We start from the raw sequence: 25,223 nt of genomic DNA, 5'->3' as shown, positions 1-25,223 counted from the left end.
CTAGGCGGCGTCGGGCTGGGCTTCGGGCCGGGCCGCGGTGAATGCCGGCATCGCCAGGCAGGCCGATTCGATCGCGAGGATGTGCGGATACGGCGCAAGATCGATGCCGAAGCGGCGAGCGTTGTAGAGCTGCGGGACCAGTGCGCAATCGGCGAGCCCGGGCGCATCGCCGACGCAGAACCTGCCCGCTTCGGGTGCCTCGCCGAGCAGGGTCTCGAACGCCGCGAGCCCGTCAGCGACCCAGCGCTCGATCCAGCGCGTGCGCGCTACCGGATCGATGCCCCACTCGCGCTCCAGGAACTGCAACACGCGCAGATTGCCGAGGGGATGGATGTCGCAGGCCACCAGTTGCGCCAGCGCACGCGCGCGATGGCGCGCGACCGGATCGGCCGGCAGCAACGGCAACGACGGGAAGACCTCGTCGAGGTACTCGATGATCGCCAGCGACTGGGTCAGCATCCGCTCGCCATGCCGCAACACCGGCACAAGACGCTGGGGATTGCGCGCCGCATGCGCGGGTGCGCGTTGCTCGCCGCCGTCACGCAGCAGATGCACCGGCTCCGATGCGAATGCCAGTGCTTTGAGATGCAGCGCAATGCGCACGCGGTACGCAGCGCTCGAACGCCAATAGCCGTACAGCGTCAGCGCGGCGTCGGTCACGCGTCAGCGTCCGGGTCGGGCACGTAGCGCTCGACCACCTGCTCGATCGCACCGAAGATGCTCGCCCCCGACGCATCGAGCATCTCGATGCGCACCGTGTCGCCGAACGACAGGAACGGCGTCTTCGGCGCGCCATGCTCGAGGGTTTCCACGACGCGACGCTCGGCGAAGCACGAGGCCCCCTTGCCGGTGTCGGCGTTGGCGATGGTGCCCGAACCGACGATCGTGCCCGCGGTCAGCGGCCGCGTCCTGGCGGCGTGGGCCACTAGGTGCGCAAAGTCGAACTGCATGTCCACGCCCGCCTCCGGCGCCCCGAACCATTCGCCGTTGACGTGGGTCACCAGCGGCAGGTGCAGCTTGTGGTCGCGCCAGGCGTCGCCCAGTTCGTCCGGCGTTACGAACACCGGGCTCAGCGCCGACCTCGGCTTGGACTGCAGGAAGCCGAAGCCTTTGCCGAGTTCGCCCGGGATCAGGTTGCGCAGGCTGACGTCGTTGACCAGGCCGACGAGCTGGATATGGCCGGCCGCCTGCGCCGGCGTCGCGGCCATCGGCACATCGTCGGTGACCACGACGATCTCCGCTTCCAGGTCGATGCCGTAGTCCTCGCTGGCCACCTTGACCGTGTCGCGCGGGCCGTAGAACCCGGCGCTGGTCGCCTGGTACATCAGCGGATCGGTATAGAAGCTCTCGGGCACCTCGGCGCCGCGCGCGCGCCGTACCCGCTCGACGTGCGGCAGGTAGGCGCTGCCGTCGACGAACTCGTAGGCGCGCGGCAGCGGTGCGGCGAGTCGGCCGACATCCAGGTCGAAGACGCCGTCGGCATCGCCGGCATTGAGCGATTCGTAGAGCGCATTGAGCCGGGGCGCCGCGTTCGACCAGTCGTCGAGCGCCTGCTGCAGCGTGGCCGCCACGCCAGTCGCGCGCACGGCCGTGGCCAGGTCGCGCGAGACGACGATCAGGGTGCCGTCGCGGCCGCCCTCCTTCAGTGAACCCAGCTTCATGGCAACTCCGGTTGGCGTCGGCTATTCGTTGCGATTGTAACCAAGTGCCGGCCCGCGATCAGTTCTCGCCCTGGAACGCGCCGCTGCGATAGGTGAGCACCAAGGTATCGCGATGGCCTGCGTCGTCAATCGGCTGGATCGGCGTCGATTCGTGGATGACGCGGTGGTCGTCGAGCAGCAATACCGACCAGGGCCGGGTCAGCGTGAAGCGCTGACCGCGGGGGCCGTCAGCATCGAAGACGCGGGTTTCGCCGCCCTTGATGCCCTCGCGCGCGACGAGCAGCACAGCGACGAAATCCACACCGTCGCGATGCGCGCCTTCCGGTGTCGGCCGTCCAATGCCGTCGGTGGTGTCGATGCGGAACTGGTGCGCCTCCACGTACCAGGGCTGATGCGCGCGCACCTGCCCGAACACCGCCCCCAGCCCGGCGATCAGCGAGGCCCAGGCCGGTGCCGCAGCCGTCGTCGCGCAGACCGGCTCGAACCAGCGATGCATGCCGCCGTGCAACGCGTTGTAATCCTCCGACTGCCAGTGTGCGCGCCGCGCCGCCGGGACGAGTTGGTCGCCGTGCTGCACGTAGCAGGCATGGCGGCGCCGGCGATAGCGCCCGCCATCGCGCAGATACCCGTCGGGTGGCAATCCATCCCAGTCCGGTCGCAACGCCTGGAGATCGGCGACCGCGACATCGCACAGCGCCGACAGCGCGTCGGGCGCCAGCACCGCGAAACCGTGGATCTTGAGATCGGCGACCGCACTTGCGGCGTCGGACAGCGGAGGAAGAGGGCTGGACATCGGCAGATTCTAGGGCGTGGGACCTGCCTGCGGGCGAGACACGCTTGATGGCGGCACGAATCTCGACGCAAAAAAAGCCCGCCTTGCGGCGGGCTTTTCGTAGATGGCAGCCCCGGATGGATTCGAACCACCGAATGCCTGAGTCAGAGTCAGGTGCCTTACCGCTTGGCGACGGGGCTATGACGCTATTGTACCGCTGAAACCGCAAAAAATCGCAAGTCCCAGCGATGCCGGATCCACGCATCGCGCGTGGATCCGAACCAGCGCGATCAGCGCTTGGAGAACTGCGTGGCGCGGCGTGCCTTGTGCAGACCGACCTTCTTGCGCTCGACTTCGCGCGCGTCGCGGGTCATGAACCCGGCCCTGCGCAGCTCGGTCTTCAAGGTCTCGTCGTACTCGACCAGCGCGCGCGCGATGCCCAGGCGGATCGCACCGGCCTGACCGGTGGTGCCGCCGCCGGTCGCGGTGACGACGACGTCGAAGGTCTCGGTGTTCTGGGTCAGCTCGAGCGGCTGACGCACGATCATGCGCGCAGTCTCGCGGCCGAAGAACTCGTCGAGCGGACGGTCGTTGACGGTGATCTTGCCGCTGCCCTTGCGCAGGAACACGCGGGCGACAGAGGACTTGCGACGGCCGGTGCCGTAATTCTGGGTGATAGCCATGACTTAGAGTTCCAGGGGCTGCGGCTGCTGGGCGGCGTGCGGATGCTCGGCACCCTTGTACACCTTGAGCTTGCGGTACATGGCACGGCCGAGCGTGTTCTTCGGCAGCATGCCCTTGACGGCGATCTCGATCACGCGTTCGGGGTGGCGCTCGAGCGCCTGGCCCAGCGATTCGGTCTTGAGGTTGCCGATGTAGCCCGTGAAACGGTGATAGAGCTTGTCGGTCATCTTCTTGCCGGTCACCGCGATCTTCTCGGCGTTGATCACGACGATGTAGTCGCCGGTATCGACGTGCGGGGTGTAGACGGGCTTGTGCTTGCCGCGCAGGCGGTGGGCGATTTCCGCGCTCAGGCGGCCCAGCGTCTTGCCGGTGGCGTCGACGAGATACCAGTCGCGCTGGACGGTCTCGGACTTGGCGGTGAAAGTCTTCATGACGGGTTGGTACTCGGTCGGTGACTGGTCGGGCTGATTGCGCCGGTGGCCGGCGGAACTTCGCCTCGCGTTGTGTACGGTGCAGCAAAGAGGCGGGATGATAGCGCGGCCGGTCACCGCGCGCAACCAAGCGCGTGGGCCGCGCTGGCATCGTCTGTCCGCACCGCCGACAATGAGCCGCCCCCGGACACCTGGAGCCCCGCGATGTCATCGTCCCGAACAAGGTTCGGCCCGCTCGACCAGGTCCTGGTCGAGACCCAGCGCGCGTTGGAGACGGTCTTCGGCAACCCGCCCGCCGCCCGGCCCAATCCGGCCGCCGGCACCCCCGACGTCGTGCTCGACCCGCACGAGCGCCGCCACGCGGCCGGGCTGATGCGCATCAACCATGTCGGTGAAGTCTGCGCCCAGGGCCTGTACTTTGGGCAGGCCGCGGTCGCGCGGGAGCCCGACACCCGCCACCATCTGCTCGAGGCCGCCCAGGAAGAGACCGATCACCTGGCCTGGTGCGCGCAGCGCCTGCACGAACTCGACAGCCGACCGAGCATGTTCAACCCGCTGTGGTACGGCAGCAGCTACGCGCTGGGCGTGCTCGCGGGGCTGCGCGGCGATGGCTGGAACCTCGGCTTCGTGGTCGAGACCGAACGCCAGGTCGAGGCGCATCTGGACGAGCACCTCGAAACGTTGCCGCCGGCCGACGCGCGCAGCCGCGACATCCTGCGCCAGATGAAGGAAGACGAAGCCCGGCACGCCGACCAGGCCGAACTGGCCGGTGCCCGCGTACTGCCCTGGCCGATCCCCTCGCTGATGTCGGCCGCCTCGTCGGTGATGAAAACGGTGGCGTACCGGCTGTAGCGTCAGCGCTGCGACGCGGCAGTCCGCAACGCGCAGGTCTGGGGCGAATCCGATCGCCGCGCCCTCCAGGCGGAAACGGCCCCGCATCATGCGAGGCCGCTGCTTCGAATCACGCGTTGCCGATCGCGGCGCCTGCGTCAGTCGACGAGGTTGCGCCCGTGATAGAGCTCCTCGATCTCGCGCTTGAGGCGCGCCTCGATCTTCATCCGGTCCTTGAATGAAAGGTTGCGCGCCTTCTCCTCGAACAGGTACTGGTCCAGGTCGAAGTCCTTGAGGTGCATCTTCGTGTGGAAGATGTTCTCCTGGTAGACATTCACATCGAGCGCGTCGTAGCGCGACTTGATGTTCTTGGCCAGGTAGTCCTGGATCGAGTTGATCTTGTGGTCGATGTAGTGCTTCTTGCCCTTCACGTCGCGGGTGAAGCCGCGCACGCGGTAGTCCATGACCACGATGTCCGACTCGAGGCTCTCGATCAGGTAGTTGAGCGCCTTGAGCGGCGAGATCACGCCACACGTCGCCACATCGATGTCGGCGCGGAAGGTCGCGATGCCGTTGTCGGGATGGGTCTCGGGATAGGTGTGGACGGTGATGTGCGACTTGTCCAGGTGCGCGACCACCGCGTCGGAGATCACGCCCTTGGCGTCCTTGCGGTCGATCACCGGCTCTTCGGAGATCAGGATCGTCACCGACGCGCCCTGGGGCTCATAGTCCTGGCGAGCGACGTGAAGGATATTCGCGCCAATGATCTCCGCGACATCGGTCAGGATCTGCGTCAGCCGGTCGGCGTTGTAGACCTCGTCGATGTAGGCGATATAGCGCTGGCGCTCGTCCTCGGACGAGGCGTAGCACACGTCGTAGATGTTGAACGACAGGGCCTTGGTCAGGTTGTTGAAACCCTGGAGCTTCAGGCGCGGGAGCGGTTTGACCACAGCGGTCGACCCTCGGGGGTTGGGCGAAACGGCGATTATGCGGCAAACCGGGGCCCACTCGCGACCTCGGCGCAAAGCGGTTTGCCCCCGGCGGGCCGACCGCCTACTCTTCGGCATTCCCCGCTGCGATGCCTCATGCCCCCCGATCCCGTGGCCCTGATCAATTCCCATGTCCGCACGCCGCACCCGATGTCGCCGTCGGCGGCGGCCATCGAACGCTTCCTCGCCCACTGCCACCGCCGGCGCTATCCGCCGCGCAGCGAGGTCTTCCGCCCCGGCGATCCGGCGGGCACGCTGTACTACGTGGTCAGCGGTTCGGTCAGCATCATCACCGAGGAGGACGACGGCCGCGAACTGGTGCTGGGGTACTTCGGGCCGGGCGAGATGGTCGGCGAGATGGGCCTGTTCATCGAATCGGACGTGCGCGAGGTCATCCTGCGCACCCGGACCCAGTGCGAGTTGGCCGAGATCAGCTACGAGCGGCTCTATCAGCTGTTCGAGACCACGCTGGCGGGCGACGCGACCTCGATCATGCATGCGATCGGCGCCCAACTCTCGCGCCGGCTGCTCGACACCAGCCGCAAGGCCGGCCGGCTGGCGTTCCTGGACGTCACCGATCGCATCGTGCGCACGCTCCACGACCTGACCCGGGAGCCGGACGCGATGAGCCACCCACAGGGCACCCAGTTGCGGATCTCCCGGCAGGAGTTGGCGCGGCTGGTCGGCTGCTCGCGCGAGATGGCCGGCCGGGTGCTCAAGAAACTCCAGGCCGATGGCAAGCTGACCGCCCGCGGCAAGACCATCGTGCTGTTTGGAACCCGATAGCAGCCATGAGCAGCGGACATTTCGCACCTCGGGGCGATCTGCCCGACGCCGATCTGCGCAGCGCGTCGGCCATCGACGCCGATGACGTCGCCGCCCTGCTCTCGGAGCTGGGCTATCCCTGCGGCGTCGACGAAGCGCGCGAGCGCATCCTGGCCGTCACCGCCAACGACCGTCAGGCGCTGGTGGTCGCGCGCAGCGGCGGTCGGGTCTGCGGGCTGGTCGCGCTGGATTTCATGTACTACCTGCCCCTGGGCACCACCACCTGCAGGATCACCGCGCTGGTGGTCACCGATACCGCGAAGGGTCAGGGGCTGGGCCGCCAGCTACTGAAGGAAGCCGAGCGCCGGGCGCGTTTCGCCGGTGCGGCGCGGCTCGAACTGACCAGCGGCTCGCAGCGCGCCGATGCGCACGCGTTCTACCGGGCCTGCGGCTTCTCCGACGGCACCCTGCGCTTCATCAAGCGGCTCGGCGACGCCTGACCCCTGACAGCGCGCCCCTCGGGCACCGTATGCTGTGGCCGACCATCGCAACGGACCGCACATGACGCTCGGCGACCAATTCCTGTTCTTCGTGCTGGTCGGCCTGGCCGCGCAGCTGATCGACGGCGCCCTGGGCATGGCGTTCGGCCTGGTGTCCTCGTCGGTGCTGCTGAGCATGGGCGTGCCGCCTGCGGCGGTGAGCGCCAGCGTACACACCGCCGAAGTGTTCACCACCGGCGCCTCGGGCGTGTCCCACCTGGCGATGCGCAACGTCGACCGGCGCCTGTTCTTCCGTCTGGCGATCCCGGGCATGGCCGGCGGCGTACTTGGCGCCTATGTGCTGACCCAATTGCCCGGCGACGTGGTCCGCCCGTTCATCTATGCCTACCTGCTGGTGCTCTCGGTGCTGATCCTGCTGCGTGCAGCCGGCCGGATGCTGCCCCGGCGCGAGGTGCAGCGGGTCCCGTTGCTCGGCTTCGTGGCCGGTCTGCTCGACGCCACCGGCGGCGGCGGCTGGGGCCCGGTCGCGACCTCGACCCTGCTCGCGCGCGGCGGCACGGCGCGCACGACGATCGGCACCGTCAACGCCGCCGAGTTCCTGGTCACGCTGTCGATCTCGATCACGTTCTTCCTGACGATCGGTCTGCAGCACCTGGACGTGGTGCTCGGTCTGCTGGTCGGTGGGATGATCGCCGCGCCGCTGGCGGCGCTGTTCGTGCGCCACGTCCGCGAGCGCTGGGTACTGCTGGCGGTGGGCGTGCTGGTGATGGCGATCAGCCTCTACCAGATCGGCCGGTCGCTACTGCCCGGCTGAGCCTGCCGGTGTCCCCGCGCGGTCGCGGCAGCCCCAGTTGAGGATGGGCGTGCCTGCCGGCAACACGCGCCGGAACATCGCCACCGCCCCCGCCTTCGGATTGACCACCACCGGCGTCGCCGCGGCCTTGAGCAGCGGCAGGTCCGCACTCGAATCGGAATAGGCGATGTCGATGTCGCCATAGCCGCGCTCGCGCAGCATGCGCATCTTCTCCTCGGCATGACAGTGGCGTGTGGCCACGACCGCGCCGAGCTTGGGCCCGACCGCGGTGCCGATCACCGGCACGGTCTCGTGGGCGACGAAGGCCAGGATCGCGCGCGCCAGTTCGGGCGGCGCACCGGTCGCCACGACCACGCGATCGCCAGCCTCGCGGTGGCCGTGCAGCACCTCCAGCGCCACCGGCAGCAGCCGCGGACGGATCTGATCGGCGTGACGGGCGACGTAGAGATCGATCAGACGATCCAGCGACCCGCGGCTGTTCAGGCCGACGGTGCCGATCCACGCGTAGCCGGAAATGCCGTACCGGCGGGTCGGCAGGCAGGCGATCATCGGCCCGAGCAGCGGCGTGGCCAGCAGTGCCAGCGCCGTGCGCCAGAGGCTGCGGCGGATCAGCCAGCCGAACAGGTGCGTCCCCGAATCGCCGTCGTAGAGGGTGTGGTCGAAATCGAAGACCACGGTGCGCGGCGTGGCGACGGCCGCGGCCTCTGTGCTGGACTCGCCAGCCGCGGCCGCCGGCGCCAACAGCCCCGCCAGCGTCGGCGCGCTGGCCGGCGCAGCCCCGAGCGAGGCCCGGGACGGATCGGTGGCCGCGACAATCACCGGGGTCAGTGGCGCACGCGGCCGATCGGTATCGTCGGGGGCCTGCGGAGGGGGGGCGATGACCTCCGGCGCCGGCAGGGTCGGCGAGAACAAGGCACTGAGCGCCGCCCCCGGGTCGGGCGCGCGCATGAAGGCTTCGCCGACCAGGAAGGCGTCGATGCCCGCGTCGCGCATCCGCGCGACGTCGTCGGACGTATGGATGCCGCTCTCGGTGACCAGACGCCGATCGCGCGGTACCGCGCCCCGCAACGACAGCGTGGTGTCGAGCGAGACCTCGAAGCTGCGCAGGCTGCGGTTGTTGATGCCCAGCAGCGGCGACGGCACCTGGAGTGCGCGTTCGAGCTCGTCGATGTCGTGCACCTCGACCAGCACGTCGAGGTCCATCGACATCGCCAGCCCGGCCAACTCGACCAGTTGGCGGTCATCGAGCGCGGCGACGATCAGCAGGATGCAGTCGGCGCCGAGCGCGCGCGATTCGTGGACCTGCCAGGGGTCGACGATGAAATCCTTGCGCAGCACCGGCAGCGTGCAGGCGTCGCGCGCCTGCACCAGGTAGTCGTCGGCGCCCTGGAAGAAGTCGATGTCGGTCAGCACCGACAGGCAGGCCGCGCCGCCGGCTGCGTAGCTGCGGGCGATGTCGGCCGGGCGAAAGTCCGGCCGGATCACCCCCTTCGACGGGCTGGCCTTCTTGACCTCGGCGATCACCGCCGCATCGCCTGCGGCGATTCTGGCCTCGATCGCCGCGGCGAAGCCGCGGACCGGGCCGGCATCGGCCGCGCGCGCGGCGATCTCCGCCAGCGGGCAGGCGGCGCGGCGAGCGGCGACTTCTTCGTGTTTGCGCGCGACGATGCGCTGCAGGACGTCGTTCAAGATCGTAGAACCGCGGCGGACGGACAGGGCCGCCCAAGATACCCCAGGTGACGCCACCACCGCCCGGCGCCGGCCTCGATCAATGCGGACGACCGCCGGTCGCCATGACGAACGCGTCGAGCCGCGCGCGCGCGCCACCGTCGGCGATCGCGTTGCGTGCGCGCACGACACCCTCGGCGATCGAATCGGCTACGCCGGCGACATACAGCGCCGCGCCGGCGTTGAGACAGACGATATCGCGGGCCAGCCCTGGCGTGTCGTCGAGTGCGGCGAGCAGCAGCGTCTTCGATTCGGCGGCGTCGGCGACACGCAGGTTGCGGCTGGCCGCCATCGCGATGCCGAAATCCTCGGGATGGATCTCGTACTCGTGCACCTGCCCGTCGCGCAATTCGCCGACCAGGGTGCCGGCACCCAGCGAGATCTCGTCCATGCCGTCGCGGCCCCAGACCACCAGCGCGCGCTCGGCGCCCAGCTCCCGCAGCACGCGGACCTGGATGCCGACCAGGTCGGGATGGAACACCCCCATCAGGATGTTCGGCGCGCCGGCCGGGTTGGTCAGCGGGCCGAGGATGTTGAAGATCGTGCGCACGCCCATCTCGCGGCGTACCGGGGCGACGACCTGCATGGCCGGGTGGTGCACCGGCGCGAACATGAAGCCGATCCCGGTGCGCGCGATGCAATCGGCGACCGCCTCGGGCTGCAGGTCGATACGCGCGCCCAGCGCCTCGAGCACGTCGGCGCTGCCGGATTTCGACGACACGCTGCGGTTGCCGTGCTTGGCGACCTTGGCCCCGGCCGCGGCGATCACGAACATGCTCGCCGTGGAGATGTTGAACGTGTGCGCGCCGTCGCCGCCGGTGCCGACGATGTCGACCAGTTGCACGCGGTCGTCCTCGGCGACCGGTACCGGAAGCGCGAACTCGCGCATGACCTGCGCCGCCCCCGCGATCTCGTCGACGGTCTCCTTCTTGACTCGCAGGCCGGACAGGATTGCCGCGGTCATCAGCGGCGAAACCTCGCCGCGCATGATCTGGCGCATCAGCTCGACCATTTCGTCGCGGAAGATCTCGCGATGCTCGATCGTGCGTTGCAGGGCTTCGTGGGGGGTGATGGGCATCGCGACGCGGACTCCTGGCACAGGCTGACGTTTCAGATTGTCGCCGATCCGGGTACGGTGCCCCGCAATCGGAGGGCGCGTTGGAATCCGCGCTCTTCCGGCGCCCGCTCAGCGCGCCAGAAAGTTCTTCAGCAGGGCATGGCCGTGTTCGGTGAGGATCGACTCGGGGTGGAACTGCACGCCCTCGACCGGATGCGTGCGATGGCGCAGGCCCATGATTTCTTCCACTGTGCCGTCGTCATGCTCGGTCCAGGCAGTGACCTCCAGGCAATCGGGCAGCGATGCGCGCTCGACGACCAGCGAGTGGTAGCGCGTGGCATCGAAGCCATCGGGCAGTCCGGCGAACACGCCGCGGCCTTCGTGTCGGATCGGCGAGGTCTTGCCGTGCATGATCCGGCCGGCGCGGACCACGCGGCCGCCGTAGGCCTGGCCCAGTGCCTGATGGCCCAGGCACACACCCAGAATCGGCACCGTCGCCCCCAGGCGCTCGATCACCGCCAACGACACGCCCGCTTCGTTCGGCGTGCACGGACCAGGCGAAATCACGATCTGCTCCGGTGCGAGCCGCTCGATCTGCTCGACCGTCAATGCATCGTTGCGCTCAACGCGGACCTCGGCGCCAAGCGCCTGCAGGTACTGCACGAGATTCCAGGTGAAGCTGTCGTAGTTGTCGAGCATCAACAGCATGGGTCAATCCGCGAGCAGGAAGATGGCGTAAAGGTGTTCGGCGATGGTGACGGTGCCGACCGCGAGGCTTTCGGGCGTGATTCGGTTGCCGGTGACCTGGATGCGCTCGAACGCGGCAGCGGGACTCGCCGCAGGCGGCGGAGGTGTGCCGCCGCGTGTCGATGGCCATTGGCCGGCCTGGATGCCGTAAGCGAAGCTCGGGGCCACGTCGGACACGCTGTACAGCGGACCGAGACGCGCGCCGTAGCTCGTCGCCAACAGCGCCGCAGTGTCACGAGTCTGGCGCATGGCCTCGGCCTTCAGTTCACCGCGCAGCGCGGCTTCACCGGAGAACGTCGGCTCGATACCGCCCAACTGCACGTCTTCACCGGCAGGCAGCTTCGCGAGAAACGCGCGCGTAGCCTCCGCGTCGGGAAACGTCACCCGCAACGCGCGCGTCGCGCGGATACCGCGATACACCCGCCTCTGGGATTCGTAGTCGTGCTCGGGCTGCACCGAGAACGTGCTGGCGTCGATCGATTCGGCGATCGCGCCGCCCGACTTCAACGCGGTCAGCAGCGCGCCCAGATGCGTCTGCACACGGTCGCGTGCGACTTCCGGCTGCATGTCCAGCGCACTCAACGTGATCGAAACCGTGAAGCGGTCCGGCACTACGTCGCGTGTCGCATCGCCTTTGACCAGCAGGTGCGGCAGCGACGGCAGCGCATTGACCTGCGCCGTCGCCCACGGCGCGCACAGAGCCAGCAGCAGACCGGCACATCCGCGAACCAAACATCCTTTCATCGTCGTCTCCCTGATCCCTGATCGAAACCGGTATGGCGGCTCACAGCCCCTTCGCCGCTTGCGCCACCGCGCGGAACAGCGCGCGGCCTTTGTTCATCGTCTCGGCCCATTCCATGTCGGGGTCGGAGTCGTACACGATGCCCGCGCCCGCCTGCACGTACAGGCGACCGCCCTGGATCACCGCGGTGCGGATCGCGATCGCGGTATCGGCGTCGCCATGCCAGCCGAGCCAACCGACCGCGCCGGAGTAAACGTTGCGCTTGACCGGCTCGAGACTGCGGATGATCTCCAGTGCGCGGACCTTCGGCGCGCCGCTGACGGTGCCCGCAGGGAACGTCGCACGCAGCACATCGGCGTAGGTCAGCCCGGCCTGCAGCCGCCCGGTGACCTCGCTGACGATGTGCATGACGTGGCTGTAGCGCTCGATCACGAAGCGCTCGCCGACCTCGACCGTGCCCGCGTCGGACACATGGCCGACATCGTTGCGGCCCAGGTCGATCAGCATCAGGTGCTCGGCCCGCTCCTTCGGATCGGCCAGCAGTTCGACCTCGAGCGCTGCGTCCTCCTCCGCGGTCCTGCCCCGCGGCCGTGTGCCGGCGATCGGCCGCACGGTGACCTCGCCGTCCTGCAGCCGCACGAGGATCTCCGGCGACGAGCCGACGACCTGGGTGCCGCCGACATCGAGGAAATACATGTACGGCGATGGATTGAGTGCCCGCAACGCCCGGTAGACATCCACCGGACGCGCCTGGAACGGCACCGACATGCGCTGCGACAGCACGACCTGAAAGGCGTCACCGGCCGCGATGTAGTCCTTGACCCGGGCCACCGCGTCGATGAAGCCCTCGCGGGTGAAGCCGGACACGAAGTCCGACTCGTCCAGCGCCGCCGGCTGCAGCGTCTCCGGGTAGCCGGCCCCGCCCTGGCGCAGCCGGTGACTCAACGCATCGAGCCGGCGATTGGCGCGCGCCCAGGCCTGCGGCTCGCGCGGATCGGCATGCACGATCAGATACAGCCGGCCCTTGAGGTTATCGAACACCGCGACCTCGGTGCTGAGCATCAGCAGGATGTCCGGCGTGCCCAGTTCGTCGCGCACATCCGTCCTCGCCGCATCGCGCAGACGCGGCTCGATGTACTCGATGCATTCGAATCCGAACCAGCCGACCAGGCCGCCGGCAAAGCCCGGTAGGCCCTCGACTCGCGGAACCGAGTGCTCGGCGCGCAGGCGCTCGACCTCGGCGAACGGATCGGCGACCTCGCGCGTCTCGATGGTCTCGCCGTGCTCGCTGATCGTCAGCCTGTGGCCATGGAAGGCGTACACCCGGGCAGCCGGCAGGCCGATGATCGAATGGCGGCCGAAGCGTTCACCGCCCTCCACCGATTCGAACAGGTAGGTGTGCGGACCGTCGGCGAGTTTGAGGTAGACCGAAAGCGGAGTGTCGAGATCGGACAGCACCTCGCGCACCACGGGGATGCGGGTGTGGCCGTCAGTGGCGTAGCGCTGGAAGTCGTGTTGCGAGATCACGCGGCATTTCCTTGCAAAGCAGGCAGGCAGGGGCGAGTGCAGCCGAAGGCCACCATCGCCAGCTGGAGCCGGCGGAACGGAAATGCAGGGGCGAAGGCGCGCGCATGGCGGCTACTGTAGCGGCTCACCGGCGATTGCGCGACCGTCCGGCGAGATCGCGGCGACGATGGCGGCACGTCGGCGGTGCGCAGTGACAACCACCGTGCTGGAGGCGGCCAGCGAGCAGTTGGGGGCGCGGGACGTCCTGGTCGAACGGCGCACAGTGCCGCGCCGTGCAAGCGGTCAGCGCGCGGCGGCGGGCGTCTTCGACAGCAACGCGCAATCGGCCGGAAGATGCATCCGCAGGCGCGCGGGAACGCATTGGATATCGAAGCGAGCGGCCTGAACCGGCTCGCCATCGAGGTTCAACGCCATCGGCGCGTCGGCCTCGACGACCAGTCGGGGAAGCCGGCGACGCACCGCGACCTGGTCGAGCGCGGCGACCTTGCCCTCGACCAGTGCGGTGCGCAAAGCCGCGACGACCTCGCCTTCGAACTCGGGCACGATCGTCAGATCGATCATGCCGTCGTCGATCCAGGCATCGGGACACAGCGCCTGCCCGCCACCAGCCTGACGGCCATTGCCGATGCCCAGTGCGACCAGCCCGCCGTCCCAGGCGAACTCGGGGCCGCGGACCCGCGCCTGGATCGGCTCGATCCGCCCCAGCCGCGACAGTCCGGTCACGAAGTAGGCCAGTCCGCCGAGTACACGCTTGAGGGCGTCGCGCGTGTCGACCGTCACCTGCGTGCCGAAGCCTCCCGAGGCCAGATTCGCGCACCACAGCACGGCGTCGTCGGCCGCAACCCGCAGCACGTCGACCGGACGCGGCGCCAGTTCGGCGACCAGGGAGAGGGCGTCGTGCGGGTCGATCGGAAGTTGCGCTGCGGTCGCGAAGTCGTTGGCGGTGCCCAGCGGCAGCACCCCCAGCGACGGCAGCGCGTCGGCCGCTTCCGGGCGCGCGGCGAGCGCGGAGACCACCGCATTGAGCGTGCCATCGCCGCCGCCCACCACCAGCGTCTCCACACCGCTGACCAGCGCTTCGTCGACGAAGCGCGCGGCGTCGCGCGCCTCCCAGGTCACCCGGACGGCCAGCGCGATGCCGCGGCCGCGCATCGCCGCGACCGCCTCGCGCACTGCCTCCACCCCCGCCGATTTGCCGTTGAGGATCAGACACCAGGACGGAGCAGGCATGGGGCACGGGACGAAGGAGAGGTGGCGCAGCGTAGCGGAGTACGCGGGCTGCGCTGTTAAACGTCCCTCACGCTGTTTGTCCGTGCGCCGTCATGACGCTGTCATCGAGCGCCCGGACCATGGGAGGCCATCGCAGGGACGACGGGCGGAGGCAGGATCAGCCTCCAATCTTCCGGAGGGCCGCATCGCAGGATGCGGCCTTCTTCTGTGGTGACGGCGATGGACCCCGCCTACAGCAGTGGCTGCGCGGCGACGATCACGCCATCGGCGTCCGCGGCGAGCCACTCGCCCGCCACAAGGGTCACGCCACCAAAGGTCACCGGCACATCGCGCAGGCCCTGATCCCGGCGATCGGTCTTCAGCGGCACGGTGCTCAGCGCCTTGACGCCGAGATCCATGCCTGCGATCACCGCGCTGTCGCGGATCGCGCCATGCACGATCACGCCGGTCCAGCCATTGGCGACCGCCTGCGCGGCCAGCAGGTCGCCGAGCATCGAGCGGCGGGTCGAACCGCCGCCGTCGATCACCAGCACGCGCCCCTCGCCCGGTTCGGCGACCGCCTCTTTCACCCGCGAGTTGTCTTCCAGCGCGCGCACCGTGCTGACGATGCCGGCGAACGCGCGGCGTCCACCGAAATCCCGCAGCGGGAGATCGAGCACGCGCACCGCGTCGGGATGCGCATCGCACAGGTCGCAGGTAGAGATCACGTCGCTCACGCGCGCATCGTGGTCGCGCGTGCGATCTCCACGCGCATCGCGTCGACCACAGCGCGGTAGTCGGGCTTGCCGAAAATCGCAGAACCGGCAACGAAGGTGTCGGCGCCGGCCGCCGCGATCTCGCCGATATTGTCGGGCTTGACGCCGCCGTCGATCTCCAGCCGGATCGCCTTGCCGGTGGCATCGATGCGCTCGCGCACGCGGCGCAGCTTGTCGAGCGTCGAGGGAATGAACGCCTGACCGCCGAAGCCCGGATTGACCGACATCAGCAGCACCATGTCCAGATCCTCGAGCACGTAGTCGAGCACCTCGACCGGCGTCGCGGGATTCAGCACCAGGCCGGCCTGGCAGCCCTCGGCGCGGATCAATTGGATCGTCCGGTGCACATGGCGGCTGGCCTCGGGATGGAAGCTGATCAGCGTCGCGCCGGCGCGGGCGAAGTCCGGCACGATGCGGTCGACCGGCTCGACCATCAGGTGCACATCGATCGGCGCGGTCACGCCGTGCTTGCGCAGCGCCTCGCACACCAGCGGCCCGATGGTCAGGTTCGGCACGTAATGGTTGTCCATCACGTCGAAGTGCACCCAGTCGGCACCGGCAGCCAGTACGGCGTCGACCTCCTCGCCGAGCCGTGCGAAGTTGGCGGACAGGATCGAGGGCGCGATGACGGCGGGCTGCATGGACGGCTCCGGGGGCGGCGGGAGGGCGCGGCGAGCGCCGCAGACCGCCATTCTACGCGGCCGCGCACCCCGCCCCACTGCTTGCCGGGCGCCTGCGTCCGGCTCGAAGGCCGCACTGTGGACGGCGCGGCCATCGCGCACCGATGCTGCGTGGGCGCCGCGCGCCTCAGCGCCGGGGGCGCTTGCGGCCGTCGCGGCCGCGGCGCAGCCGGTCGTAGGCGGCATTGAGCTCGGCGGCACGCGCCTCGGCCTGGGCGCGCAACTCCGGCGCGGCGCCGGCCACGCGGTCGGGGTGGTACTGGGAGATCAGCCGACGATAGGCCTGGTCGATCTGGGCCTGGGTCGCATCCGGGGCCAGGCCGAACACCGCATGATCCTTCTGCCGGCGAGGCGCCAGCCAGCCGGCGTCGAACGCATGCCCGATCACCAGCCCGATCACACCGCCCGCCGGGTGGCGCAGCAGCAGCCATCCGGCGATGAAGCCCAGCAGTTTTCCGTACCAGCGTTGCATGGTCGGCAGTGTAGCGGTTCGCCGCCGCCCAGGCGGTCGCGATGCCCCCCCTGCACCGCGACCGCGTTCGCACTACACTTGCCGACCGTTTTGCGACGCAACCCGGACCACCTCTGTGTCGACGACCCTGCTCGAAGCGAACCTGCCCGGCCTCCACCTGCGCCACCGCGGCAAGGTCCGCGACGTGTTCGAGCTCGGCGAGGAGCGGCTGCTGATCGTCGCCACCGACCGCCTGAGCGCGTTCGACGTCGTGCTGCCCGACCCGATCCCCGGCAAGGGCGAGATGCTGTGCCAGATCAGCAACTTCTGGTTCGAACAGACCGCGGCGCTGATGCCCAATCACCTGACCGGCATCGACGTGGCCAGCGTGCTGCCCACCGGCGTCGATCCGGCGCTCTACGCACAGCGCGCGGTCGTGACGAAAAAGCTCAAGCCGGTGCCGGTCGAGGCGATCGCCCGCGGCTATCTGATCGGCAGCGGCTGGAAGGACTATCAGCGCACCGGCCGGGTCAGCGGTATCGCGCTGCCGGGCGGCCTGCGCCAGGCCGAACAACTGCCGCAGCCGATCTTCACCCCGTCGACCAAGGCCGCAGTCGGCGACCACGACGAGAACATCGACTTCGACACGATGGTGCGCCACATCGGTGCCGATCTTGCCGAGCAGGTCCGCGACGCGACGCTGCGCCTGTACGCGCATGCCGCCGTCCACGCCGCCGAGCGCGGCATCATCCTGGCCGACACCAAGTTCGAGTTCGGCACCGATGCCGATGGCCGCCTGTATGTGATGGACGAGATGCTGACCCCGGACTCGTCGCGCTACTGGCCGGCGGACGAGTACCAGGTCGGCACCAGCCCGCCGAGCTACGACAAGCAGATCGTGCGCGATTATCTGGAAACGCTGGACTGGGACAAGACCGCGCCGGGTCCGCGCCTGCCGGCCGAGGTCATCGCGCGCACCCATGCGCGATATGCCGAGGCCCTGCAGCGGTTGGCAGACATCGCCTTCGACTGACGGCGCGCTATGCTCGATGCTTCTCCCAAGCGGAAGCGGAGAATCATGCGTGCCGATGTCCTGGCAGCCGGTTGGCTGCTCTCGCTCTGTGGCACAGCGGCCGCTGCTGCTGGCCCGGCCACCTCGTCGCCGCCACCGGATTTCAGCTGCAGCCATCTCGCCGACGCGGTCGCGCGGCTGGCATGCTATGACCGAGCCTTCCCACCGGTCTTCGGCGCCACCCCGGCGGAGGCCCTGCATGGCGAGGCCTTCGGTCTGCCACTGCCGCCTCGCGAGCGTGACTCGATGTCGGACCGGATCGAGGCGCGTGTGGTAGCGGTGGACGACCTCGGGGACCGACGAACGGTCGCCCTCGACAACGGCCAAGTCTGGACACTGACCGAAGTCACCGCACGCGGCCCGTTGACGCCGGGCGAAGCGGTGTCGATTAGAAGAGGTGCGATGGGCGGCTACATGCTGCGCACCCCGGCCGGCGTCTCGCTTCGCGCCCGCCGATTGCGTTGACGTCGATGGGCTGAATCGCGCCGCGCTGAGCGCGCCGCAGGCAGCACCGACAGAGGCTTGATGCCCGAAAAACCTCGAAGCAGGCGCTCATGCTGGATCCAACACCCGCGACGGCGGGCAACGAAGTCGTGCGCCTGCGTCGATCCGGACGCCGTGCGGATGCCTCTCGATCGCCGATTCGACTCGACCCGCGTGCCGAAACAGCCATGCAGTGATGCCAGGCGCTCAAGCGCCTGGCCCTGGCCTCATGGCCGCAGCGCACGGGCCGGCCATGCCCAGCGCGGCCCGTACTGCGTCCACCCCATGTCTCGCCGCGTCCGTCGTCCGAGGGGGCGACGGCAGGCGTCTTGCCCGCCGCCGCCCCGGTCGACTAGAAACGGAAGCTCAGGCTGGTGAAGAAGAAGCGTCCCGCCTGGTCGTAGCCTCCGAGCGAATTGCCATTCAACACCAAGGTACCTCCGACCAGCGGCGGCTCCTTGTCGAACACGTTGTTGACGCCTACGGTCCACGTCGCGACGTCCCACAGCTCCACCGACCCGCTCAGATCGATGTAGTTGTAGCTGCCCACCCGGTTGCCACGATTGACCAGAAGCTTATCGGTGGTTCCCGGCGTCCCGTCGTTATTGACGTAGTCCAACCCCCCGACATAGCGCCAGCGCAGACCCACGCCATAGCGGTCGAACGCATACCGGGCGCTGGCCACATGGCGCCATTCGGGCGCATTGCAGGCCTCGTTGACCCGGCCGGCGCAGTCGTAGGCAGTGGACGCGTCCTCGGCGACCGGCTGCTTGGTCTGCTCCAGCAGGTAGGTACCGACCAGCGAGGTGGTCAGCCGCCCCGGGCCGACCGGCCAAGCGTAGGACGCCGTGAGATCGATACCGCTGAAGTCAAAACTGCCGAAATTGCCCAGGGTATCGACGACCAGTCCCGAGCTTTCGGGATCGCTGCCCAACCACAGATCACCGGTCCTCGGATTGCGACGAACGAGCCCGCACATCTCGGACTGCCCACGCGCGCACAGGTCCAGAATGACCGAAGGTCCGATGCTCGTGATTGCGTCCTTGAGCTCGATCCGATAGTAATCGAGGCTCAAGTTCAGACCCTCGATAGGCGCTGCAGCAAACCCGATTGTCCATGTATCCGCGGTCTCAGGATCAAGATTGAGACTGCCGCCTCCAAGGAGGTTGTACTGGCCTGCGGGATTGTCCGGCACGAAACCGTACTGACTCGGCGCCACCCCGGTCAGCGCGCATTGTTCGGCGGTCCAGGTGGGCGCCGATCCTGCGCAGGGGTCCGATCCACCCCAAAGACCGATACTCTGGTTTTCGTAGAGCTCGGTGATGCCGGCAGCCCGGATCGCCCGATTCCAGCCCGTGCGCAACAGGAAGCGACCATCGGCGAACTTTGCGCCCAGGCCGGCCTTCCAGGTGTTCACGCCACCGGACGTGCTGTAGTCGGAGTAGCGATAGCCCAACTCCAGATCGAGGCCGTCGAGCGAACCTGCGTCCGAGAGCAAAGGCAACGCGCTTTCCAGAAAGAATTCGTCGACAGTCAGGTCGCCGGCCACCGCTGTGGTAGGCCCTCCGAGGCCGGTGAAGTTGTTGGTGGCCATATTGGAATCGGGCGTGCGTTCGTACGTTTCCTGCCGGCGCTCGTAGCCCAGCACCAAGCTGATCGGCTGATTCGCCCACGGTAGGCCGACCCCAAGGCTTCCGGACGCGTAGGCGTTGAAGACCTTCATTGAGGTCACGTAGTTGACGAGGCCGACGCCCTGAAGCGCTTCCGCCGCCTCCTTGGTAACCGCGTCCTGCCACACGTTGTAGAACGTGCAGCCGCTGAATGAGCCAGGCGGACAGCCGAGTAAAGCGGACCGTACGCGGTCGGTGACAAAGTCGTTGATGCTTTCGTCCTTCACCGAGCTTCGGTTGTAGGTAAACGATGCATCGTAGGTCCAGTCTTCGTTGATCGCGCCACCCAGGCCCGCGGTGATGCGATAGCTCGTCGTTTCCTGGTTGGTCGCTCGTGGACCACCCTCCACGTTGCGCTTGTTGACCAGCACGGTGATCGCATCATCGGTGATGCCCAGATCACTGCACAACGTGCCGATGATTCCGTTATCGCAAGCAACGTCGACGTCCGTGTTGAATGTGCCGCTCGGCGCTATCTGAGTGGCGCTTCGACGGTTGACGAACATCGCTTCCAAGTATGGCTGCACGTGCTCGTTGATCTGGTACTTGATGCGTGTACCGGCCGTATACCGTGTATCCGGGCGCTGGTAGTAATTCACCGGCGCGTAGTTGTAGAGCGCCCCGAATCCGGGTGTCCAGACACTGTCCGGCCCGAGGTGGGCCTGGGTATTGCCTCCAGGAAGCGATGGCGCGAGCACGGTAAAGTTCGCTGGATCGGCACCGCTCGAACCACCGCAGGCCGTGCCCGCATCGTTCAAAGCGCAGGACGAGTAATCCCGGTCGCCCTGGAGCAGCGCCTTGTTCTCCCGCCAGGTCGCCCAGGCGATCGCATGACCGCCTTCGCCGAAGCGCCCACCAATCGACAGGTCGATGTTCTGCGAGATACCGTCGAACCCAGAGCCCCCGGTCGGATAGTCGTATCCCACCTTGTCCATGAGGCCACGCATGTAGTGGTTCTCGTTCTTGTGCTGGAACGCCGAATACCCCACGTTGACGTTGACGCCCTCGAAATCGTCGTCGAGCACGAAATTGACCACGCCTGCGACCGCGTCGGAGCCGTAAACGGCGGATGCGCCTCCCGAAAGGACATCGACGCGACGCACAAGGGCCGAGGGAATGATGCTCAGATCCGGCGTCTCTCCCAGCCCCTTTGGAATGCGGCGACCGTTCACCAGCGACAAGGTGCGCTGCGCGCCAAGATCACGCAGTGACGCGGTCGCGTAGCCCTGAGACGGGTTGTTCTGGAAGTTGTCGAAGCCGCTCGTGAACCCCAGTTGCGGATACTGATTGACGAGGTCCTCGACTTTCGTCGCGCCGGTGTAGCGGAACTCCTCGGCTTGGATCTCGGCGACCGGGCTGGCGGCGGTCATCGTCTGGCTACGGATGCGCGTACCAGTCACGATCACCGCGTCCAGCGTGGCGGGGGAGGTGGCTGGAGCGGATGTGGTGTCTTGAGCGGTCGCTGACATGCTGGTTGCACAGCACACTGCACTTGCGAGCGCCACCGAAAGACGGTGGCGACGCGCGGAAACGGCGCGATTCGACATCTCGTTTATCCCCATTCGAGTGATACGTGGTCGGACGATGGAGCCCCCCCCCCGGTGCGTCCTTGACAGGCCCCTCGCGATTGGCGGCCCAATGCCGCCATTGCCGAAACTACCATCAATATTGCCCTGGCAAGACAGTGCCTTTGCGCAATCTGGCGAATTATGACGCGCCGCACAATAATCAACGCAACGCTCTTGGTCGCGGTCAACGCGCTGGCCCCACGCGCTCGAACTTACGTTAAGCCGTGAATGCGAGATCTACTGTGTTTTGCGACGCCCAGGCCCTGCAGCGGTTGGCGGGTATCGTCGTCGACTAAAGGCGGACCGGCGCGCGCAGCGCGCCGGGCGCTGCGCCCCGATGAGGAAAGTGGTCCGGGGCCGTACGCGGCCTTCAGAAGCGCGCATGCCCATGCCATCGGGGCGGCACGACTCGACCGATCTAGGGAACCGACGCGCAGGCCGCCCCCATCCTGAGGTCAGAAGTCGGTGACGAAGGCCACCAGGCCGCTGATCACGGCGGCATAGCTGGTCGCGAGCATCGCGATCAGCAGCAAGCCCGCCCACAGCCGTGCCGGCCAGCCGCGTCCGCCGCGCCAGGTCTCGCGCAGGTTCCACACCGACGTTGCGACCCCGGCGGCGATCGCCACGACCGACAGCGCGCTCAGCGCCAGGACCCCACCATTGAGGCCGTCGTTGATCCGGAAGTAGTCGGCCATGAACCAGGCGATCAAGCCGATCCAGCCGACCCAGCTCACCAGCACCAGCCAGCTCGCGGCGCGGCTGGCCCGGTACGCGCGCACGGTGCGCGGCGGCCACGGCAGCGCTAGGCGATAGCGGCGCCGCACCAAGGCGCTCAGCGGCCAGGCCAATGCACTGAGCACCAGCACCGCGAACGACACGCCCAGCAACGGCACCAGCCACGCGCCCGAGCGATAGCCCTCGACGCGCTGGAACAGCATGAACGGCGAGATCGCATCGACCGAGAACGCGGTGACCTCGCCCGCCTCGACCACGGCGGCCAAGCGCTGCTTGCCATCCAGCGTGCGCCAGACGAATGGCGCCACCGGATAGAAGCGGCTCGGCTGGCCATCGGTGCCGGAGAACATCGGGAATCCGACCGAACCGTCGCCGTGGTCCACGAGCTGCACCTGCTGGAGCTGCATCAGACGCATGAAGCCCGACTCGCTGCGGCGCGAATTCAAGTAATGGCCCGCGGCGAGCAGCCGTGCCTGCGCCCTCGCAGTCTCGAGATCGACCTGGACTGGCTGCGGCGGCTGTGCGGGGAAGTAACGGTCGGCGAAGCCTTCGAGCAGTTCGCTGCGGATCACGCCGGTCGCGCCATCGGCGCCGGTGCTGTTGACCGACACGAAGACACCGACGCCCTGGTCGCGGAACAGATACAGATACGAGTGGAAGAAGATCGTGTCGCCGCCGTGTCCGAGCACCCGCTGCCCGTTGAGGTCGATCTCGTAGAAGCCCAGCGCCATGGTCCGCAGCGGCGGCACGAAGCGGGTCTGCGGCGTGTACATCTGCGCCGCGGTCGCGGCCTTGAGCAACGGAGAATCGCGGCCGGCCGCGGTCTCCAGGTGCGCGATCATGAAGCGCGCCATGTCGCTGCCGGTGGCCGCCAGGGCGCCAGCCGGCGCCGACGGCACGACTTCGTAACCGCCGGGTTCGTCCGAAGCCAGTTTGTAGCCGCGCGACATCAGCCCCGCCAGTTCGTCCGGCAGCGGCTGGCGGAAGCTCGACCGGGTCATCCGCAACGGCTGCAGGACATGCCGCTCGATGTAGTCGTCGAACGACTCGCCACTGACCCGCGCGACGATGTAGCCCGCCAGGCTGGTCGCGTAATTGGAGTACGCCGGCACCGAGCCAGGCTCGAAGACCTGGCCGGGCACCCAGGCCTTGAGGTAGGCACCGAGCTCGGTCTTGCCCGCGCGCGCCTGCGCCTCGGTGGTCATCAGGTTCTTGACCCGCTCCTCCAGCCCGGAAGTGTGGGTCATCAGGTGGCGCAGCGTGATCGGCGTTCCGCGCGTCGGCACCCGGAAGTCGAGGTAATCGTTGATGTCGGCATCCAGATCCAGGCGCCCGGCCTCGACCTGCTGCATCACCGCCGTCCAGGTCAGCAGCTTGGAGACCGAGCCGGGTCGGAACAGCGTGGCATCCGGATCCACGGGCTGGCGCTTGGCGACATCGGCGTAGCCGTAACCGCGCTTGGCGATGATCTCGCCATCCTTGACCACAGTGACCACACCGCCGGCGATGTTCCCGCGCGCCAGCGCGTAGGGCATGAACCCGTCGAGCCAGGCCGTCACGTCGGTCCCGGTCAGGGCCTGGGCCCCGTCGGCGGCTGGGGGCGTGTCGACAGCCGCCCTCGACTCGGGGACCGCCGCCGGGGGGACTGGCGCAGGCCCCGTCTGGGCGAACGCGGAGGTGCACAGCAGCACGCAGGCCAGCAACGATCGCACACGCAACGAACCGGGCATCGGAGGCACCTCGACGGGACGGACGCGAGACAGCCCACCGACTCTCTCGCCCTGAACCGGCCAAGTCAAGCCTGATCGGAAAATGTTTTCGATTTCCGGCGCGCAGTGCCCGATCGGGAGAATGCGACTGCAGGTGCCAGGCGGACAACCGTACATCGCACTGGAGGACGGCATCGGCGCACCGCATTCTGCGAAGATGATCCCGCACCACGGCATTCGGGAGCCACGATGGACACGACACACGGTGACGAGGGCCTGCGCCCGATCGAGCACTGGTTCGCGCATTACTCGGCCGATCACCGCAACGCCGCCAACCAGCGGATCCATGTCGTCGCTGTACCGGCGATTCTGTGGAGCGTGGTGGCCCTGCTGTGGTGTCTGCCGCCAGGCCCGTTCTTCCGCCACGGCGCCTGGGCCGCCCTGGCGATGTTCGGTGCCTGGCTGTTCTACCAACGCGTGTCGCGCCCGCTGGGTCTGGGCATGCTCGCACTCTTCGTGGCGATGGCCGCGGGCACCGCCTGGCTGCATCGCACACTCGGCACGCAGAGACTGCTGGCGCTGGGCGCAGCGGTGTTCGTCGTGGCATGGATCGCCCAGTTCATCGGCCACAGCCGGTGGTTCGAGGCCCGCAAACCGAGCTTCCTGACCGACCTGCGCTATCTGCTGATCGGGCCGGCGTGGGTGCTGGCCAAGCTGTATCGGCGGCTCGGCTGGCGGTACTGAGAGCGGCCGCTCAGTCCGGGAACATCGACGCGTCGGGCAGGAACGGCCGCGGCGCGTAGCCGAACGCGGCCTGCGCCGGGCCGGGATCGAACACCAGATCCTCGCGCATCCGCGCCACCGCACCTGCCGGCAACCCCTGCAACTGGCCGGCACGATGCGCCAGCCGCAGCGCCACCCCGAACAACGGCGCGGGCAGTAACAACAACCGCGGCCGTGGTACGAGGACGGCCAACGTGCGCGCGACCATGTCGCGGTAGCGCAACGTCTCGCCGCCGGGCAAGGCGTAGGCCTGGCCGGCGGCGGACGACGCATCGACCGCAGCCAGCGCCGCGGCCGCCAAATCGTCGGCATGCACGGGCTGGCGCAGGCCATGCGCATCGGACGGCAGCACGAAGAGGCCGCGACGGCGCGCGAGCGCGACCACCCGCCCCAGGTTGTGCGCGCTGCCAGGCCCATAGATCAAGGTTGGGCGCAACAGCGTCGCGGCCGCCCCCCGATCTCCGGCAGCGGCGAACAATCGCGCGCCGGCTTCGCGCAGGCGTGCGGCCAGCGCGCGCTCGTCGGGGTCGGCCGCGGCCTGCTTGGTCGCATCGCTGGTCGATCCGAACGCCACCACGCGCGGGCAGTCGGGTGCGACAGCCGCGTACCAGGCCGAGAAGTGGTCCAGCGGTCCGCAGCTGAAGATGGCATCGAAGCGTCCGGTCAACGCCGGCATCGCCTGAAAGCCGCCCAAGTGCCAGCGCAGGTCCGGTTGTGGTGGACGGGCCTCGCGGGAGACCGCGTCGACCGACCAGCCAGTGGCAATGAGTCGCACCACCAGCGCGCGCCCGATCGCGCCACTGCCGCCGAACACCAGCGCACGCCTGTTCATGTCCGCC

General features: G+C 68.3%; 25 protein-coding genes, 1 tRNA gene and 1 pseudogene. 7 read left to right on the top strand and 20 right to left on the bottom strand.

Features of this window, described 5'->3' with window-relative positions:
* The 6 genes from maiA to rplM form a co-directional block, all read right to left on the bottom strand.
* On the bottom strand, window positions 1-660 hold the full coding sequence (maiA, locus tag ABE488_RS05295) for a maleylacetoacetate isomerase (protein ID WP_346441704.1): 660 nt from the start codon (window positions 658-660) through the stop codon (window positions 1-3).
* Window positions 657-1,661, bottom strand: coding sequence for a fumarylacetoacetate hydrolase family protein (locus tag ABE488_RS05290; RefSeq protein WP_346441705.1), 1,005 nt, complete (start codon window positions 1,659-1,661; stop codon window positions 657-659). The genes maiA and ABE488_RS05290 overlap by 4 nt, the downstream gene beginning before the upstream one ends.
* 58 nt (window positions 1,662-1,719) lie before the next feature.
* Window positions 1,720-2,454, bottom strand: a complete 735-nt coding sequence (locus ABE488_RS05285) for a 2OG-Fe dioxygenase family protein (RefSeq protein ID WP_346441706.1) — start codon at window positions 2,452-2,454, stop codon at window positions 1,720-1,722.
* Between the two features lie 104 nt (window positions 2,455-2,558).
* A tRNA-Gln gene (locus ABE488_RS05280) sits at window positions 2,559-2,633 on the bottom strand.
* Between the two features lie 90 nt (window positions 2,634-2,723).
* A complete protein-coding gene (rpsI, locus tag ABE488_RS05275; RefSeq protein ID WP_346441707.1) occupies window positions 2,724-3,116 on the bottom strand; it encodes a 30S ribosomal protein S9 in 393 nt (130 codons plus the stop codon).
* Between the two features lie 3 nt (window positions 3,117-3,119).
* The gene (rplM, locus tag ABE488_RS05270) at window positions 3,120-3,548 is read right to left on the bottom strand and encodes a 50S ribosomal protein L13 (RefSeq protein ID WP_183427677.1); all 429 of its coding nucleotides are present in this window, start codon (window positions 3,546-3,548) and stop codon (window positions 3,120-3,122) included.
* 204 nt (window positions 3,549-3,752) lie between these two features.
* Between rplM and coq7 the strand changes: the two genes are divergently transcribed.
* A complete protein-coding gene (gene coq7 / locus ABE488_RS05265; RefSeq protein ID WP_346441708.1) occupies window positions 3,753-4,400 on the top strand; it encodes a 2-polyprenyl-3-methyl-6-methoxy-1,4-benzoquinone monooxygenase in 648 nt (215 codons plus the stop codon).
* Between the two features lie 137 nt (window positions 4,401-4,537).
* On the opposite strand, the gene speD is transcribed toward coq7, so the two are convergent.
* Window positions 4,538-5,329, bottom strand: coding sequence for an adenosylmethionine decarboxylase (gene speD / locus ABE488_RS05260; RefSeq protein ID WP_183427679.1), 792 nt, complete (start codon window positions 5,327-5,329; stop codon window positions 4,538-4,540).
* 189 nt (window positions 5,330-5,518) lie between these two features.
* On the opposite strand from speD, the gene crp reads away from it, so the two are divergent.
* From crp to ABE488_RS05245, 3 genes are all read left to right on the top strand, one after another.
* Window positions 5,519-6,154, top strand: coding sequence for a cAMP-activated global transcriptional regulator CRP (gene crp, locus ABE488_RS05255; protein ID WP_346441880.1), 636 nt, complete (start codon window positions 5,519-5,521; stop codon window positions 6,152-6,154).
* 5 nt (window positions 6,155-6,159) lie between these two features.
* Window positions 6,160-6,633, top strand: a complete 474-nt coding sequence (locus tag ABE488_RS05250) for a GNAT family N-acetyltransferase (RefSeq protein ID WP_346447396.1) — start codon at window positions 6,160-6,162, stop codon at window positions 6,631-6,633.
* Between the two features lie 61 nt (window positions 6,634-6,694).
* Window positions 6,695-7,447 (top strand): sulfite exporter TauE/SafE family protein, encoded by a 753-nt coding sequence (locus ABE488_RS05245; RefSeq protein WP_346447395.1) that lies wholly within the window; start codon window positions 6,695-6,697, stop codon window positions 7,445-7,447.
* Here the strand turns inward: ABE488_RS05245 and ABE488_RS05240 are convergent.
* From ABE488_RS05240 to ABE488_RS05195, 10 genes and pseudogenes are all read right to left on the bottom strand, one after another.
* Entirely contained in the window at window positions 7,433-8,122 is a 690-nt protein-coding gene (locus ABE488_RS05240) for a haloacid dehalogenase-like hydrolase (protein ID WP_346447407.1), read from the bottom strand. The genes ABE488_RS05245 and ABE488_RS05240 overlap by 15 nt on opposite strands.
* A 252-nt stretch (window positions 8,123-8,374) precedes the next feature.
* Window positions 8,375-9,136 (bottom strand): annotated as a pseudogene (gene trpC, locus ABE488_RS05235) (indole-3-glycerol phosphate synthase TrpC); the annotation flags it as partial.
* Window positions 9,137-9,215: 79 nt separating this feature from the next.
* Window positions 9,216-10,253, bottom strand: a complete 1,038-nt coding sequence (gene trpD, locus ABE488_RS05230; RefSeq protein WP_346447394.1) for an anthranilate phosphoribosyltransferase — start codon at window positions 10,251-10,253, stop codon at window positions 9,216-9,218.
* Window positions 10,254-10,361: 108 nt separating this feature from the next.
* Entirely contained in the window at window positions 10,362-10,940 is a 579-nt protein-coding gene (locus tag ABE488_RS05225; protein ID WP_346447393.1) for an aminodeoxychorismate/anthranilate synthase component II, read from the bottom strand.
* 3 nt (window positions 10,941-10,943) lie between these two features.
* On the bottom strand, window positions 10,944-11,723 hold the full coding sequence (locus tag ABE488_RS05220; RefSeq protein WP_346441713.1) for an SIMPL domain-containing protein: 780 nt from the start codon (window positions 11,721-11,723) through the stop codon (window positions 10,944-10,946).
* A 40-nt stretch (window positions 11,724-11,763) separates the two neighbouring features.
* Entirely contained in the window at window positions 11,764-13,248 is a 1,485-nt protein-coding gene (trpE, locus tag ABE488_RS05215; protein WP_346441714.1) for an anthranilate synthase component I, read from the bottom strand.
* 282 nt (window positions 13,249-13,530) lie between these two features.
* Window positions 13,531-14,478 (bottom strand): lipid kinase YegS, encoded by a 948-nt coding sequence (gene yegS, locus ABE488_RS05210; RefSeq protein ID WP_346447392.1) that lies wholly within the window; start codon window positions 14,476-14,478, stop codon window positions 13,531-13,533.
* A gap of 230 nt (window positions 14,479-14,708) precedes the next feature.
* Complete coding sequence (gene rraA, locus ABE488_RS05205; protein ID WP_346447406.1) at window positions 14,709-15,185, bottom strand: ribonuclease E activity regulator RraA; 477 nt, start codon at window positions 15,183-15,185, stop codon at window positions 14,709-14,711.
* A gap of 5 nt (window positions 15,186-15,190) precedes the next feature.
* A complete protein-coding gene (gene rpe / locus ABE488_RS05200; protein WP_346447391.1) occupies window positions 15,191-15,874 on the bottom strand; it encodes a ribulose-phosphate 3-epimerase in 684 nt (227 codons plus the stop codon).
* Window positions 15,875-16,040: 166 nt separating this feature from the next.
* A complete protein-coding gene (locus tag ABE488_RS05195; RefSeq protein ID WP_346441717.1) occupies window positions 16,041-16,385 on the bottom strand; it encodes a DnaJ domain-containing protein in 345 nt (114 codons plus the stop codon).
* A 115-nt stretch (window positions 16,386-16,500) separates the two neighbouring features.
* Here ABE488_RS05195 and ABE488_RS05190 point away from each other — a divergent pair, with 115 nt between their 5' ends.
* Both ABE488_RS05190 and ABE488_RS05185 read left to right on the top strand, forming a co-directional pair.
* Window positions 16,501-17,397: a phosphoribosylaminoimidazolesuccinocarboxamide synthase gene (locus ABE488_RS05190; RefSeq protein ID WP_346441718.1), complete on the top strand. Its 897-nt coding sequence runs from the start codon at window positions 16,501-16,503 to the stop codon at window positions 17,395-17,397.
* A gap of 9 nt (window positions 17,398-17,406) precedes the next feature.
* Window positions 17,407-17,901 (top strand): hypothetical protein, encoded by a 495-nt coding sequence (locus tag ABE488_RS05185; RefSeq protein ID WP_346447390.1) that lies wholly within the window; start codon window positions 17,407-17,409, stop codon window positions 17,899-17,901.
* A 370-nt stretch (window positions 17,902-18,271) separates the two neighbouring features.
* On the opposite strand, the gene ABE488_RS05180 is transcribed toward ABE488_RS05185, so the two are convergent.
* Together ABE488_RS05180 and ABE488_RS05175 are read right to left on the bottom strand one after the other, a co-directional pair.
* Window positions 18,272-21,136: a TonB-dependent receptor plug domain-containing protein gene (locus tag ABE488_RS05180; protein WP_346447389.1), complete on the bottom strand. Its 2,865-nt coding sequence runs from the start codon at window positions 21,134-21,136 to the stop codon at window positions 18,272-18,274.
* Window positions 21,137-21,612: 476 nt separating this feature from the next.
* On the bottom strand, window positions 21,613-23,622 hold the full coding sequence (locus ABE488_RS05175; protein ID WP_346447388.1) for a serine hydrolase: 2,010 nt from the start codon (window positions 23,620-23,622) through the stop codon (window positions 21,613-21,615).
* A gap of 228 nt (window positions 23,623-23,850) precedes the next feature.
* Here ABE488_RS05175 and ABE488_RS05170 point away from each other — a divergent pair, with 228 nt between their 5' ends.
* A complete protein-coding gene (locus tag ABE488_RS05170) occupies window positions 23,851-24,345 on the top strand; it encodes an Mpo1-like protein (protein ID WP_346447387.1) in 495 nt (164 codons plus the stop codon).
* A 10-nt stretch (window positions 24,346-24,355) separates the two neighbouring features.
* Here the strand turns inward: ABE488_RS05170 and ABE488_RS05165 are convergent, their stop codons facing one another.
* Window positions 24,356-25,216: an NAD-dependent epimerase/dehydratase family protein gene (locus ABE488_RS05165; protein WP_346441723.1), complete on the bottom strand. Its 861-nt coding sequence runs from the start codon at window positions 25,214-25,216 to the stop codon at window positions 24,356-24,358.
* Window positions 25,217-25,223 lie beyond the last annotated feature (7 nt).

This window comes from Luteimonas sp. TWI662 (genome assembly GCF_039673825.1).
Lineage (GTDB): Bacteria > Pseudomonadota > Gammaproteobacteria > Xanthomonadales > Xanthomonadaceae > Luteimonas.
This window is presented reverse-complemented; position numbering and strand designations above follow the sequence as displayed.